This is a genomic window from Sphingopyxis macrogoltabida, assembly GCF_001307295.1.
In the GTDB taxonomy this organism is placed as follows: domain Bacteria; phylum Pseudomonadota; class Alphaproteobacteria; order Sphingomonadales; family Sphingomonadaceae; genus Sphingopyxis; species Sphingopyxis macrogoltabida_B.
In genome coordinates this window covers 1-12,378 of sequence record NZ_CP012703.1, presented here as the reverse complement: position 1 = coordinate 12,378, position 12,378 = coordinate 1, and the positions used below count along the sequence as shown (strand labels likewise).

The following is a 12,378-nucleotide window of genomic DNA, read 5'->3' as shown; positions in this document are numbered from 1 at the left end:
ATGTGCAACCGGTGGTTAGCGTCCGCGCTCGTGGTGTAATTTCCGGTGTAGGCGATGGTGTATTCCGGGGTGGGGCATGCCCCACCCCGGAATGCGGCGTCGCTGGTGGCCACCGGGTTCATCGTTATGGTGGAGTTTGCACACTTCAACCGTGACGAAGAGGAGTTCCCGATGACCGAGGACAGATTACTGATCGAAGAGCTGGCTGCAAAGGGCGGCCAACCGGATTTTTTGCGCACCATCGCCGAGAACGTGCTGCAGCTGATCATGGAGGCCGACGTTGATGGCCTGATCGGCGCGGGTCGCCACGAACGCAGCAGCGAGCGCGCGACCTGGCGCAACGGCTATCGCGACCGTTCGCTGGATACCCGGGTAGGCACGCTGAACCTGAAAATCCCCAAGCTGCGTGCTGGGTCCTATTTTCCGGGCTTCCTTGAGCCCCGCAAGATGGTCGAGAAAGCGCTGGTTGCGGTGATCCAGGAAGCGTGGATCGGCGGGGTCAGCACCCGGCGGGTCGATGAACTCGTCCAGGCCATGGGCATGACCGGCATCTCCAAGTCCACCGTCTCCAAGCTTTGCAAGGACATTGACGAGCGCGTCCATGCCTTTCTGAAACGCCCGCTCACCGGCGAATGGCCGTATCTCTGGCTCGATGCCACCTATCTCAAGGTACGCGAAGGCGGGCGGATCATCAGCGTTGCCGCAATAATCGCCATGGCCGTCAACACCGAGGGCCGGCGCGAGATCGTCGGCCTGCATATCGGCCCCTCGGAAGCGGAGGTCTTCTGGTCCGACTTCCTGAAGGACCTTGTTCGGCGCGGTCTTACCGGCGTGAAGCTGGTCATCTCCGATGCTCACGAGGGCCTCAAGGGCGCGATCACCCGCGTCATGGGCGCCACCTGGCAGCGCTGCCGGGTGCACTTCATGCGCAATGCCCTGTCCTATGTGCCCAAGGGCCAGAACACTGTCGTCGCCGCCGCGATCCGCCAGGTCTTCCTGCAGCCCGATCAGAAAAGCGCAACGCAGGTCTGGCGACAGGTCGCCGACCAGTTGCGCACCCGTTGGCCCAAGCTCGGCGCCTGCATGGACGAGGCCGAAACCGACGTGCTCGCCTACACCGGCTTCCCCACCCAGCACCGCACGAAGTTACACTCAACCAATCCGCTCGAGCGGCTCAACAAGGAGGTCAAGCGCCGCGCCGACGTCGTCGGAATCTTCCCGAACGAAGACAGCATCATCCGCCTCGTCGGGGCTGTGCTGATGGAGCAGAACGACGAGTGGCAGCTCCAGCACCGATACATGCAGATCGAAGGCATGGCCGAACTCAACCAACCCATGATCGAGGAGGAAAATCAGCCCCTACACATCACCGCCAAAGCCGCCTGACGATGGCCCACGGCCACAGCCGAAATTACACCACCTTGACGGACGCGACCAACCGGTGTCAGTGGGTGGCCGAGAGACGTTTCAAGGGGAGGAAAAGAATGAGTGGCGCAACCGATCCCGCTCAGGCGGCAAGCGCGGACGACAACACTCCGCCGCCCATCATTCGCAAGGTCGCAAACCGCATCATGTGGTGGCTGATCGCCCTGTATTTCGTGGCAATCCTCGATCGGGGAAACGTGGCCTATGCCGCTGTCCCCATGTCCCAGGCACTCGGCCTTAGCACCGCCATGTTCGGGTTTGGCGTGGGCATAATGTATCTCACCTATTCGCTGTTCGAGGTGCCGAGCAACATGATGCTCGCCCGCTTCGGCGCTCGGCTTACCTTGACGCGGATTGCGGTGTTGTGGGGCTTGTGTACCACAGCCTTGGCAGCCGTATGGTCAGCGGAGAGCTTCTACGTGCTGCGCGCGATACTGGGTGCGGCTGAAGCAGGACTCTTTCCTGGCGTCATGCTCTATCTGACCTTCTGGTTCCCGGTCGCCTATCGGGCGCGCTACGGACCTGTTGCAACACCTTTCGCCGCTCGGATGGCAGCACATCAACCTCACCGGCGATTATCTTTGGACCGACCCCGATGCGCCATCGTCCGCCCTCAGGCCGCTTCGCCAGATGCACGCCGTCGAAGGTCCGGCGAAACCTTAGCGTATATCTGGGTCCGTTCTATGTACCGACCCCAAACTAGGGGCAAGCCTCTATGCGCGCGGGCCAATGCGAGCATGGGAAGAAGTGGCGGCCTATGTGCAACAGTTGCAGGATAGAGGGATATTGGCCGCCACCGATCCCATGTTGATCGCGATCCACCTCAAGGGCCTGCTTGAAGCGGGATATGTAGAACCTCTGCTTTGGGGAGCCAAAACCAAGGGAAAAATGGCTGCATCCGTCGCGGACGCCGTGGACGTCTTCCTTAGGGCTTATTCCGTCCAGTGAGAGAATGAACAACAATCGCTAAGGATCGCGCCATGCTTGGTGAATGCGCAACGGCCTGAGACGATCGCGGCGTTGAAGTGCAGCGCCATCCGCCCTCTAGATCTGGCCGCACCGTCCGACTTCGCGGCATGGATCGAGAGGGCGGATGGTGTTGAACAGGTGCATGAGCGAGATCGATGGGGCGGCCGAAGAACTGACTGCTGATCTCGCCCCTGCCGGTGCATCGCGAAGCGGTTGCTATGCGATAAGCGCGGCCTTGCTGCTCTCCAGAAAAGCCCGAAGTGGGAGGGGCTGTTGTCCGGAAAGCGTTGCCACGTCATCGGTAACGAGGGAGTTGCTGCCGGTGCGTGCGTTGGCGTCGAAGGACACCAGAAGCCGCGCGAAGCCCTCCGGGACGCCGGCCGCCTTGATGCCCTCCAGTAACTGCTCGTCGGTGAGGTTGACGACCGGAATCTGCTTGCCTGCGACCTCGCCCGCCAATGCGGCGACATCGGTGGTCGTCAGCGCCTCGGGGCCGGTCAACTGATAGGTGATGCTCTCCGTAGAACCGGACGCCAGCGAGGCGGCAATAGCGCGAGCGACGTCCTCTCGCGCAATATGAGAGGTCCGGCCTTCGCCTGCCGATGTGTAGAGCGTCCCCATCTTGATCGCCTGCGGCAAAGTCATCAGGAGATTCTCCTGATACCAGCCATTACGGAAAATCGTGTAGGGACGACCCGTTTCCTTGATCGCTTGCTCGGTGCCATAATGATCGGGCGCGAAGAGCACCGGATTACCCGGTTCGGGCGCCAGCATCGAGGTGTAGGCAATATGCGCACCTGCTGTGGCTGCGGCCGAAACGGCTGCAAGATGCTGACGCAACCTCTTGCCCGGCTCGCCGACAGCATCCGTGGAGATGATGAGAATGCGATCGGCACCGTCGAAGGCTTGGCCCAGCGACGCTGCGTCGTCGAAGTCTCCGATCCTCGCCTGGACACCCCTTGCGCTGAGGTCAGACAACTTGCCTGGATCACGGCTCAGCAGGATCAGGCTCTCAGGCGCCACACCTTGGGTCTCCAGGAGATGGTGAACCACGCGCTGGCCGAGCTGGCCGGTTGCGCCGGTGACGAGGATCGTTTCACTCATGAAGGGATATTCCTGCTGCTAGATTAGGTCTCTTATTGAGACTATGATGTTAAACTGAGTTCAACTCCTGTAAAGAAGGCAGTTTTATGGAAGCTGGTTACGCGAAGGGAACCACCGGCATCGCGGTGTTCAATGTTGACGGGGGCATGAAGCTCGACGAGATACGTCGCGCGCATGGCGGCAACCTGGATAATTGCCCGGTACGGGACGTCCTGGCCAATCTGAGCGGCAAATGGTCTTCGCTCCTGCTGATCGTGCTTGCGGAACGCCCGCGCCGTTTCAGCGAGATCCGCCGACTTGTGTTCGACATTTCGCAACGCATGCTGACGCAGACCCTGCGTGAATTGCAGAGGGATGGCTACGTTCACAGGCTGGTCGTCCCCAGCACGCCGCCCAAGGTGGAATATAGCCTGACCCCTTTGGGCCACTCGATGTTCCAACCCTTGCTGGCCCTTATCGAATGGGCTGACCAGAACCACATGGCTGTGCGTGAGGCTCGAGACCGGTTCGACGCGATAGCTGAATAGCCGGAATGCGACATGCGGGATTCACGCCTCGTTCTATGTATGATAATGTCCTTTATCACACACTCATGGCGATCCGATGGAGCCGTTTAAACGGTCCCGAGATCCACCGCCGAAAGGGAGCGATATGGACCAGGACGAGGACACGGCTTTCGCCGACAACTATGCCGAGCGCGACCAGGCCAAGGCGCTGCGCGAGCAGGCCCGCGCGGGCGGCTTGCGCTTCGAGGCGTATCTTACCGGCGATCAGGCCGACTGGCTGTTGGAGCGGATCGAGCGCGGCATGTTCGCCGATCCTTCCGAGGCGGTGTTCGCGATCGTCAAGAACTTCATCGACATGGAGCCGCACCACGATTTACGCGACGAGCTGCTACGCCGGATATTGGACGGGTCGATAAAGCGCGGCCTTGAGGACGCGGAGGCTGGCCGCGTCCGCGACGCCGACGAGGTGTTCGACGAGCTGCGCCGCAAGATGGCCGCGCCGCGTCCCGCGCCGGCGCGATGGGAGAAGATCGCGCGATGAACCAGCTCGCCCCCCTCCCCGCGCCCGCGCCCGCGCTGGCGTTGCCGGCGCTGATCGCGGCGGCCGACGAGCGCGCGCAGCTTCGATTCCTTGAGTTCTTCGCCGTCACCATCCGCAATCCGCATACACGCCGCGCCTATGCGCGGGCGGCCGGCGACTTCCTGGCCTGGTGCGAGGCGCGCGGCGTCGCCTCGCTCGCCCAGGTGCAGCCGCTTCATGTCGCGGCCTGGGTCGAGGCGCTGGGGCGCGAGCTGGCCGCCCCCAGCGTCAAGCAGCAGCTCGCCGGCGTGCGCCACCTGTTCGACTGGCTGGTGACGGGTCATGCCGTGCCGGCGAACCCGGCCGGATCGGTGCGCGGGCCGGCGCATAGCCAGCGGCGCGGCAAGACGCCGGTACTGGCCCCCGACGAGGCGCGGCGGTTGCTCGACAGCATCGACGTGACCACCCATGCGGGCCTGCGCGACCGCGCGCTGATCGGTCTCATGGTCTATAGCTTCGCGCGGATCGGCGCGGCGCTGGCGATGCGGGTCGAGGACGTGTTCATGCAGAATCGGCGGCTATGGGTCCGCCTGCATGAGAAAGGCGGCAAGCGCCATGAAATGCCCTGCCACCACAATCTAGAGGATTATCTAACCGCCTATATCGACGGTTGCGAGCTGCGCGAGGACCGCAAGGGGCCGCTATTCCGCACGATCGCGCGCAGCACTAAGCGACTAAGCGATACCCCCCTGCCCCAAGCCAACGCCTTCGCGATGGTGCGCCGGCGCGCGGCGGCGGCCGGGATCGGGACGGCGATCGGCAACCACAGTTTCCGCGCGACCGGGATCACCACCTATTTGAAGAATGGCGGCACGTTGGAGACGGCCGCGACGATGGCGAACCATAGCTCGACGCGCACCACCCAGCTCTATGACCGCCGCCCCGATGACGTGACGCTGGACGAGGTGGAGCGCGTGTTGATCTAGGCGGCGAGCGCGGGCGCGCAGGTCCAGCGGTCGCCCTGCCAATGAAACCCTACCCGCTGCGCGTTGCCGATCGCGGGCGGCTCGCCCTTGCGCCAGAAAGCGCGCATCTTGGCCCGATCGTCCAGATGGGCGTCGGCGACGATCGCGCGCGCGGCCTGGATGAACTGCCCATGCCCGAACACATAGGCCAGCGATCCCGCAGGCATGGCGGCGAGGCGCGTTAGCGCCGCCTCGCAGCGCCGTAACAGGGTGCTGAAACTCTCCGCCCCTTCCCCGTCGCAGTAGTCAGGATCGGCCTCGCGCCAATAGCGTTCTAGGTGCGGCATCCGTTCGGCGCTGCGCGTGCCGTTCCAGCGCGCAGGTTGCAAATAGGTGAACTCTTCGATCGGCCACACTTCCACCGGCACGCCTGGAAAGCGCGCGATCGTCGGCGCGGCCGTCTGCCGGGTGCGGGTATAGGGCGAGGTGACGATGAGCGCGGGCGCTTGCGTCCAGCTCGCCGCGACCGCGCGCGCCTGTTCGTGGCCGCGCTCCGTCAGCGCGATCGTCGCGAGATCGTGGCAGGGCACGCCGGCGTTGCCGGTGTTTTCGCCGTGGCGGATGAAGATCGCTCTCATGTCCGGTTAGGCGGCCCGGTATAGCCCATTGCTGGCTTCCCAGCCCCGGCACGCCAGCAAGATTGGTTTCGGCACCTTCTTTTCGCCGTTGGAGTAGTAGGCGACCATGCGGCGCGAGACGCCAAGCGCATCGGCCGCCTTCGACAGCGACAGCGCATGGCGCAGCCGCCATTCGAGGAAGGCGCGCACATCGCCATGCCCGGTTGCCGACAGCGTTTCGAGCCACAGCATGTCCGCGCCCAGCTCCGCACCCGAAGGCCAGGCCAGGCTATGACCCCAATCGCCCACTTCGACCTTGGCGAACTCGCCCGGATCGCGCAGCGCGGCAAAGGCGCGATCGGCGAGGACCGCGCCAAGATCGAGATCAGCCGCCGTCCCTTCCGACCAGGACAGATGCAGCGATGACGGCCCGGTCGCGCGCACGGCGGTAATGGTGCGGGCCTTGTCGGTGATGTTCATCCGTTCAACTCCTGCCACGTCTGCATGAGCAAAGCCTGATTAGGCCGCGCCCATTCCAATGCGTCCTTCAAGACCGCCGCCGACACGGTGCCCACGATCACGTCAAACGATGCAATCGCCACCGAGCAGCGGAAATCCGGGCCTTCGATGTGGAAATGCGGCACGCCATGATCGCGGCCATAGACGGCAATTTTCCAGCGGGGACCGCGAAACATCGTGACCATGCTTCAATGTAGTGCAAAGGTTGCACTAGTGCAAGGCTGATAGCCAAAATGATCTAAGCGCCTGGCGCTGGCACCGTGGCCCTACTCGTTGCGCTCCCCAAGCCCGCAAGCGGTCCTGGCCCAAGGTTCCGGCCCACATGGCGGGCGAGATCGCGTGCGCGGATCTCGCGGCACCCTCGCCGATTACCGGCGATGTAGGCGATCGGGCGTCCAGCCTTCAATTCGTCGCCGGGTTCCGGCGGCCGATCAGGCACCTTGTCGAGAATGCGGTCGAGATCACCCACCGCACGACCTTTGGAGCGCCGCGCGAAAAACTCGGCCGCCGTTTCGGGTCGATCAATCGTCATCATGGAGATCAGACATAAGCGCCTCAACGCTGGTGAAGCGCACGCCCTTGCCAGCTTCCAGTTCTTCGATCGCATCGCGCGTAGCAGCGCGGCCCATCAACTCGGCCTCCAACTTCGCCTTATGGGCCTCATTACGCGCGCGGCGCTCGGGACTCCAATCTTTCATAAGATCGGAAAAGGGGCGATGGCCGGCCATTCTATCAATCCTTCTAGGTGAGAATCTGGATGCCGCGCCGCTTCACCAGCGTCAGCAAGGCGAGCGCCGCGCCAGTCGGCCGCATCGTGCCGGCCTCCCAGCGCTGGACCGTGCGCTTGTGCGCCCACAGCAAGCGCGCAAACCCGGCCTGGCTCAAACCGCTCTCCTGGCGCACCGCCGGATTTCGGCCGCCTCCATCGGTGGATAAAGGATTTCGCCGTTTCGATCAGTCCCCGTCATGGTCGTTCATCCCGGCCATGCCGGCTGCTGCGCCGGCTTCGGCGATGGCGTCGTTGATTTCCTCGATCGTGAACCGCGCGCCGTTGCCCTTCACTATCCCGCGCAGGTCATCCCACGAGCTTTTGCGCGGTGCCGGCGGCGCGATGCCCGCCGCCGTCGCGGCGGTCATCAGGTCATCCAGCGAGAATCTGTTAAACTTCCCGCGCAGGAGGTCGTTGAGGCGGGGCGGCGTCAGCCCGAGCCGCTTGGCGGCCTCGCCCAGCGGCACGTCCCACGACTTCACCCGCGCGGTGATGCCCCGCATCAGGTCCGCGCGCGTCCTCAACTCCGTCGCCTCCTCCGGCGTGTCGGCGATTGCGTCAAAGACGCAGGCGAAGGTTTCGACCTTCATGTCGTCGGCGTTCATTGCCCTGCCTTCCAAACGTTCGGCCGTCGAGCCGATTACTCGAACAGTTCCGAATGGGTTCCCGCGCGCACGAAGTTCACCAGATTGCCCTCAATCGTGTAGATCAGCAGGAAATCGCCGCCGATATGGCACTCGCGATGATCGCTCCAATCGCCCTTGAGGGCGTGGTCCAGCCATTCCGGGCCAAGCGGCGCATCGTTGGCGATGAGCAGCATCATCGCTTCCTTGAGCTGGTTCATGTTGTAGCGGCCGCTGCGCGACAGCCGCTCCCAATCCTTGACGAACCGCTTTTCGTAGGATGCCTCTCTTGGGAACGAAGCCCGCTTACTGCTGGCGGGCTTCTTGGTCGAGGGCATCGAACAGTTCCTTGGGATCGGTGAAGCGCGCACGACGCGCCTTCATGGTCGCGCGGGACGATTCGATCGCGGCGCGCGTCTCGGCGTTGGGCACCTTCAGCTCGAACGGCAAGGCATGGTCCTTGGCGACCCGCGTAAGCGTCATGCGGACCACATCGGAAACCGTCAGCCCCAGCTCGGCTAGGACGGCGGCGGCTTCATCCTTCAATGTTTCGTCGATGCGCGCACGCACGAACGCGGTAGCAGCCATTGGAATCTCCCTAGTCAGACGAACGATGTAGCTCATTTGAGCAACAATTTCAATCTAGGCGAGGAGACTGCGCCTGCCGCTGCGCGGCACCGTGGCTCTACTCGCTTCGCTCCCCAAGCCCGCAAGCGGTCTTGGCCGAAGGTGACGACCCACATGGCGGGGCCGAGATCGCAAGCGGATCTCGGGCATGGTGCCGGCGTGCGCCGGCATGATGTTCGTTCGCATGGGGAAAGGCGGTCCCGGCCGCCTCTCCCCAGCAACGGCAATCAGCGGGACCGGGTTGGCGCGAAGCGCCCGCCCGCACCACTCCCGCAGATTCCCGCTGCCCCCCTCTCTCGCCGGCTGCTCCGCGCGAACTCGGGAGCGATGGCCGCAGCCATCGCCCCGCAGGGCGATTTGAAGGGAGTAGAAGGTATGGAACAGGACAACCGGGAAAGCTGGCTCAATCGGGTGGCGGCGGGCATGGCCCCCTTGTTCGCGGCGTTGGACGCTCCCCTGCCCGCGCGTATCCGCGTGGCGATCGGCTTCACCAGCTCGGGCCGGAAGGGCAAGGCGATCGGCGAGTGCTGGGATAACCGGCTGAGCGCGGACGGGCATTTTGAAATCTTCATCCGGCCCGACCTCGCGCACGCGCCTGACGCCATGCCGGCGCAGATCGCGGCCATCCTCGCGCATGAGCTGGTCCATGCCGCCGTCGGCATCCCGGCAGGGCATGGGAAAGCGTTTAAACGGATCGCGCTGGGGCTGGGGCTCGTCGGGCCGATGCGCGCCACCACCCCCGGCGAGGCGTTTCTTGCGGCCGTCGCGCCGATCTTGGACGCCGTTGGCCCCCTCCCCCATGCCCGTCTCGACACCGATGGGGAGTCGACCGCGCCGAAGAAGCAGAAAACCCGGATGCTCAAATGCGAGTGCGCGACGTGCGGCTATACCGTGAGGACCGCGCGCAAATGGCTTGAGCTGGCCGGAGCGCCGCTTTGCCCGATCGAGGATCACGGCCGCATGGAGCATGAGCCGCTGGACGACGGCAGCGAGGATGAGGGCGGCGACGACGGCTAGACCGCCCTCCCCTCCCCGCAATTCGGGGTTTCATTGACGCTGCGCGCCAGTTCGGGGTTTCGTTGACGCAACCGGAGCAAGCCAGTATGACCACATGCAAACATGCGATCATGTAAGGATATTCACATGCCAACAATCGCGATCATCAGCCAGAAGGGCGGCGCGGGGAAAACCACCCTCGCCTTGCACCTGGCCGCCGCCGCCGAGGATTCCGGGCATACCGCCCTTGTGATCGACGTCGACCCGCAGGCGACGGCGAGCCAGTGGGCGGCATGGCGACAGGATGCGCCCCCGGTCGTGATCGACAGCGCGCCCCCTCGCCTTGCCGCCAAGATCGAGCAGGCGACGGGCCAGGGCGCGGCGTTCATCGTAATCGACACCCCGCCCCACGCCGACAGCGCCGCCAGCGCCGCCGTCGAGGCGGCCGACCTAGTGTTGATCCCTTGCCGCCCCAGCGCGTTCGATTTGGCGGCGATCAAGACGACCGCCAGCCTTGTGAAGATGCGCGGCAAGCCTGCTTTCGTGATCTTCACGGCGGGAAGCCCGACCGCGCCGCGCATGTATGACGAAGCCGCGCAGCTCGTGCAGGATTATGGGCTTGACGCCTGCCCCCACCATATCGCGGATCGCGCCGCCTTTCGCCACGCGGCGGCCGAGGGCAAGACGGCGATGGAGATCGAGCCGAGCGGCAAGGCGGCCGATGAGGTGCGCCAGCTTTACAAGTGGACATGCGAGCATGTAAACATGCAAGCATCTAGGAAGCGGAGGGCCAACGCATGAGCCGGAAGGGATCATTGCTCGCATTGCGGGATCGCGATGCAGCGCCAGCGCCGGCGATGGTCGAGCCGGAGGGGAGGGCGGCCGCGCCGATCGCCCGTGGCACTGGCGCAGGCTCCGGCAGCGGATCGAGCAGCAACCCGGTTGCGCCGAGCCGTCAGGGCAAGAAGGCCATGACGGGCTATTTCAGCCCGGAAATGTCCTTCGCCATGCACATGACCGCCCGCAAGCACGGCATGAGCCTACAGGACGCGATGGCCGAGGCGTTCAACGACTGGCTTCGCAAGATGGGGGAAAGCCCTGTAGGCAAGTGAGCATGTCCACATGCAAACATGCGGGTAAGTAAACATGGCCGCTTGCCCGCATAGAGCAGGGGATCAGCGTAGTGGTTTGCGTTCGTGCCGTTTCTTGCAGAAGCCGAGGAAGGCCCCGGCAGGGCTTTTGAGTTCGGGCTTGCCCATGTCGTGCCACCACGACACCCATTCGTCATAGAGCGCATACACGTCATAGCCTGGCGCGGCCGTCTTGGCGTCGTGCATGGTTTCCGGGTCGATATAGGGCGCATCGTCGCCGGCGCTGGCGACCGGATCGGGCTTGGATTTGAGGCCCGAGCGGTTGCGGAACAAGATCACGTCATCATCCATCGTCACCGCATAGTCGGGGAAATGGCCGTGATCGGCGTCATGCTCGCAGACCTTCTTGACCAAGGCCCGGAACACTCGGAGCGGGCTGTTCGAGCCGCATTTCTTCTGTAGCAACTCTAGGCCGATCTTCCATTCGTCCTTCACGCCGCAATGCTTGCGCGCCAGTTCATACATGCGCCGCTCGAACGGCTTGCGGAGCCGGAAATAGTCGCGGTGGAGCGTCAGGACGTTCTTGCTGATGACCGAGCGATAGACCCAATCCGACAGGGTGATTTCGAGATCGAGCATCCGGCCATCGAACGTCTTGCGCGTGATCTTGGCCTCTTCGATCAGGCCGAAAATCCGCGTTTCTTCGACACCGCCCGTTTGAATATTGGTCCGCACCGTGGTCCCGCGCAGGCGGGTGAGGGCGTCGGCCATCAGTCGATAGCCTTCGCCGCTGGTTTGCCGGTTGGTGGCGACGAGCATGTCATAGGCTTGCAGGCGCACCGTGCGGCTAGGTTGCTCGCCCTGGTTCATCTTCGCGACGAGCTGCGAAATGCAGTAGATCAATATGTCCTTGTCGTGGATCGTCGCCAGCCCCTTGCCCGAGGGGATAATCTCGATGACGTTGCCGTTATGCTCGTAGCGCCGCGTCCGGTTGTCGGGCTTGGTCGAGAGCGAAAACACCGGATGCTCCATTGAGGCCATGTCATCCTTGGGGATGGCGTCCAGCACGTCGCAGATGAACAAGTCCTGGTTGGGATGGCGCACCGGCAGCAGCGGCGTGCGATCGTCGCCGTCCACGGCCGAGACCGGCGCGGCGATCGGCGCGTCAAACAGGGAAGGGGAGGGGTCTATCGTCATTTCACTAACGCTAGGGCTACTATCGTCATTTCACATACGCAAGCGGATTATCGTCATTTCAGATTCACCGCCGCGCTATCGTCATTTCGATTACGCTTGAGCGCGGCAGGGAAGGCCTGGCGCTATCGTCATAGTGGATTCGCCTTTTCGTCACTCTGGATTCGCTTTTTCGTCAGAGCGGATTCACCGCGCGGCAAATTTCTGCCAAAAAAGCGAGGATTTCTGCGCCTTTCCGGGCAGGCCGAATTTCCGTAACACATCACTAAACCCATATTTTAACACTAGGCTGACCTGTGGATAACTTCAGCGGAAGATTATGACGAGAGGCTGGATCATCGTGGTTTCACCCACCAGCGTCCCGCCAGATCGGACAGCTTGTCCCGAAAATCGGGACAACGGCAGCGCGACTCACCAGCGCCGCGCTTCAGGCACAATCAGAAAGAAGAAAAA

Annotated in this window: 19 protein-coding genes and 1 pseudogene; 10 read left to right on the top strand and 10 right to left on the bottom strand. The window is 63.5% G+C overall.

The annotated features are described in order from the left end of the window. The first annotated feature begins 171 nt into the window (after positions 1-171). The 3 genes and pseudogenes from AN936_RS23580 to AN936_RS23570 all read left to right on the top strand — a co-directional run bounded on the left by AN936_RS23580 (position 172) and on the right by AN936_RS23570 (position 2,373). On the top strand, positions 172-1,386 hold the full coding sequence (locus AN936_RS23580; RefSeq protein WP_006954973.1) for an IS256-like element ISSpma2 family transposase: 1,215 nt from the start codon (positions 172-174) through the stop codon (positions 1,384-1,386). Positions 1,387-1,388: 2 nt separating this feature from the next. Continuing rightward, positions 1,389-1,880, top strand: a pseudogene (locus tag AN936_RS25950) (MFS transporter); the annotation flags it as partial. A gap of 274 nt (positions 1,881-2,154) precedes the next feature. Next, a complete protein-coding gene (locus AN936_RS23570; protein ID WP_030092862.1) occupies positions 2,155-2,373 on the top strand; it encodes a TetR/AcrR family transcriptional regulator C-terminal domain-containing protein in 219 nt (72 codons plus the stop codon). A gap of 237 nt (positions 2,374-2,610) precedes the next feature. Here the strand turns inward: AN936_RS23570 and AN936_RS23565 are convergent, their stop codons facing one another. Further along, the gene (locus AN936_RS23565) at positions 2,611-3,498 is read right to left on the bottom strand and encodes an SDR family oxidoreductase (protein WP_030092863.1); all 888 of its coding nucleotides are present in this window, start codon (positions 3,496-3,498) and stop codon (positions 2,611-2,613) included. A 146-nt stretch (positions 3,499-3,644) separates the two neighbouring features. Between AN936_RS23565 and AN936_RS23560 the strand changes: the two genes are divergently transcribed. From AN936_RS23560 to AN936_RS23550, 3 genes are all read left to right on the top strand, one after another. After that, positions 3,645-4,025, top strand: a complete 381-nt coding sequence (locus AN936_RS23560; RefSeq protein ID WP_030092864.1) for a winged helix-turn-helix transcriptional regulator — start codon at positions 3,645-3,647, stop codon at positions 4,023-4,025. 124 nt (positions 4,026-4,149) lie between these two features. Then, positions 4,150-4,545, top strand: a complete 396-nt coding sequence (locus AN936_RS23555; protein WP_008831331.1) for a hypothetical protein — start codon at positions 4,150-4,152, stop codon at positions 4,543-4,545. Continuing rightward, complete coding sequence (locus AN936_RS23550; protein WP_008831330.1) at positions 4,542-5,510, top strand: tyrosine-type recombinase/integrase; 969 nt, start codon at positions 4,542-4,544, stop codon at positions 5,508-5,510. The genes AN936_RS23555 and AN936_RS23550 overlap by 4 nt, the downstream gene beginning before the upstream one ends. Here AN936_RS23550 and AN936_RS23545 read toward each other — a convergent pair. Genes AN936_RS23545 through AN936_RS23535 form a run of 3 tightly spaced genes read right to left on the bottom strand, consistent with a single transcriptional unit; the run spans position 5,507 to position 6,810 of the window. After that, complete coding sequence (locus tag AN936_RS23545; RefSeq protein ID WP_008831329.1) at positions 5,507-6,127, bottom strand: histidine phosphatase family protein; 621 nt, start codon at positions 6,125-6,127, stop codon at positions 5,507-5,509. The two genes, AN936_RS23550 and AN936_RS23545, sit on opposite strands and share 4 nt — an antisense overlap. 6 nt (positions 6,128-6,133) lie before the next feature. Further along, positions 6,134-6,586, bottom strand: a complete 453-nt coding sequence (locus tag AN936_RS23540) for a DUF2442 domain-containing protein (RefSeq protein ID WP_008831328.1) — start codon at positions 6,584-6,586, stop codon at positions 6,134-6,136. Further along, entirely contained in the window at positions 6,583-6,810 is a 228-nt protein-coding gene (locus AN936_RS23535) for a DUF4160 domain-containing protein (protein WP_020817904.1), read from the bottom strand. The genes AN936_RS23540 and AN936_RS23535 overlap by 4 nt, the downstream gene beginning before the upstream one ends. Before the next feature lie 137 nt (positions 6,811-6,947). On the opposite strand from AN936_RS23535, the gene AN936_RS23530 reads away from it, so the two are divergent. Continuing rightward, positions 6,948-7,175 carry a hypothetical protein gene (locus AN936_RS23530; RefSeq protein ID WP_008831326.1) on the top strand — a complete coding sequence of 76 codons (228 nt, stop codon included), beginning with the start codon at positions 6,948-6,950 and terminating at the stop codon, positions 7,173-7,175. On the opposite strand, the gene AN936_RS24535 is transcribed toward AN936_RS23530, so the two are convergent. From AN936_RS24535 to AN936_RS23505, 5 genes are all read right to left on the bottom strand, one after another. Further along, complete coding sequence (locus AN936_RS24535; RefSeq protein WP_008831325.1) at positions 7,147-7,353, bottom strand: hypothetical protein; 207 nt, start codon at positions 7,351-7,353, stop codon at positions 7,147-7,149. The two genes, AN936_RS23530 and AN936_RS24535, sit on opposite strands and share 29 nt — an antisense overlap. Positions 7,354-7,366: 13 nt before the next feature. Beyond that, positions 7,367-7,510: a helix-turn-helix domain-containing protein gene (locus AN936_RS23520; protein WP_007685990.1), complete on the bottom strand. Its 144-nt coding sequence runs from the start codon at positions 7,508-7,510 to the stop codon at positions 7,367-7,369. Between the two features lie 69 nt (positions 7,511-7,579). Next, a complete protein-coding gene (locus tag AN936_RS23515; protein WP_007685989.1) occupies positions 7,580-7,999 on the bottom strand; it encodes a helix-turn-helix domain-containing protein in 420 nt (139 codons plus the stop codon). Positions 8,000-8,034: 35 nt separating this feature from the next. Next, the gene (locus AN936_RS23510; protein ID WP_007685988.1) at positions 8,035-8,355 is read right to left on the bottom strand and encodes a type II toxin-antitoxin system YafQ family toxin; all 321 of its coding nucleotides are present in this window, start codon (positions 8,353-8,355) and stop codon (positions 8,035-8,037) included. Then, a complete protein-coding gene (locus tag AN936_RS23505; protein ID WP_007685985.1) occupies positions 8,324-8,605 on the bottom strand; it encodes a type II toxin-antitoxin system RelB/DinJ family antitoxin in 282 nt (93 codons plus the stop codon). The genes AN936_RS23510 and AN936_RS23505 overlap by 32 nt, the downstream gene beginning before the upstream one ends. Positions 8,606-9,019: 414 nt before the next feature. Here AN936_RS23505 and AN936_RS23500 point away from each other — a divergent pair, with 414 nt between their 5' ends. The 3 genes from AN936_RS23500 (at position 9,020) to AN936_RS23490 (ending at position 10,752) form a co-directional block, all read left to right on the top strand. Next, positions 9,020-9,661 carry a SprT-like domain-containing protein gene (locus AN936_RS23500; RefSeq protein ID WP_008831324.1) on the top strand — a complete coding sequence of 214 codons (642 nt, stop codon included), beginning with the start codon at positions 9,020-9,022 and terminating at the stop codon, positions 9,659-9,661. 126 nt (positions 9,662-9,787) lie between these two features. Continuing rightward, positions 9,788-10,441, top strand: a complete 654-nt coding sequence (parA, locus tag AN936_RS23495) for a ParA family partition ATPase (RefSeq protein WP_007686145.1) — start codon at positions 9,788-9,790, stop codon at positions 10,439-10,441. Next, positions 10,438-10,752, top strand: coding sequence for a ribbon-helix-helix domain-containing protein (locus tag AN936_RS23490; RefSeq protein ID WP_007686146.1), 315 nt, complete (start codon positions 10,438-10,440; stop codon positions 10,750-10,752). The genes parA and AN936_RS23490 overlap by 4 nt, the downstream gene beginning before the upstream one ends. Positions 10,753-10,815: 63 nt before the next feature. On the opposite strand, the gene AN936_RS23485 is transcribed toward AN936_RS23490, so the two are convergent. Then, positions 10,816-11,928: a replication initiator protein A gene (locus AN936_RS23485; protein WP_007686147.1), complete on the bottom strand. Its 1,113-nt coding sequence runs from the start codon at positions 11,926-11,928 to the stop codon at positions 10,816-10,818. Positions 11,929-12,378: the final 450 nt, after the last annotated feature.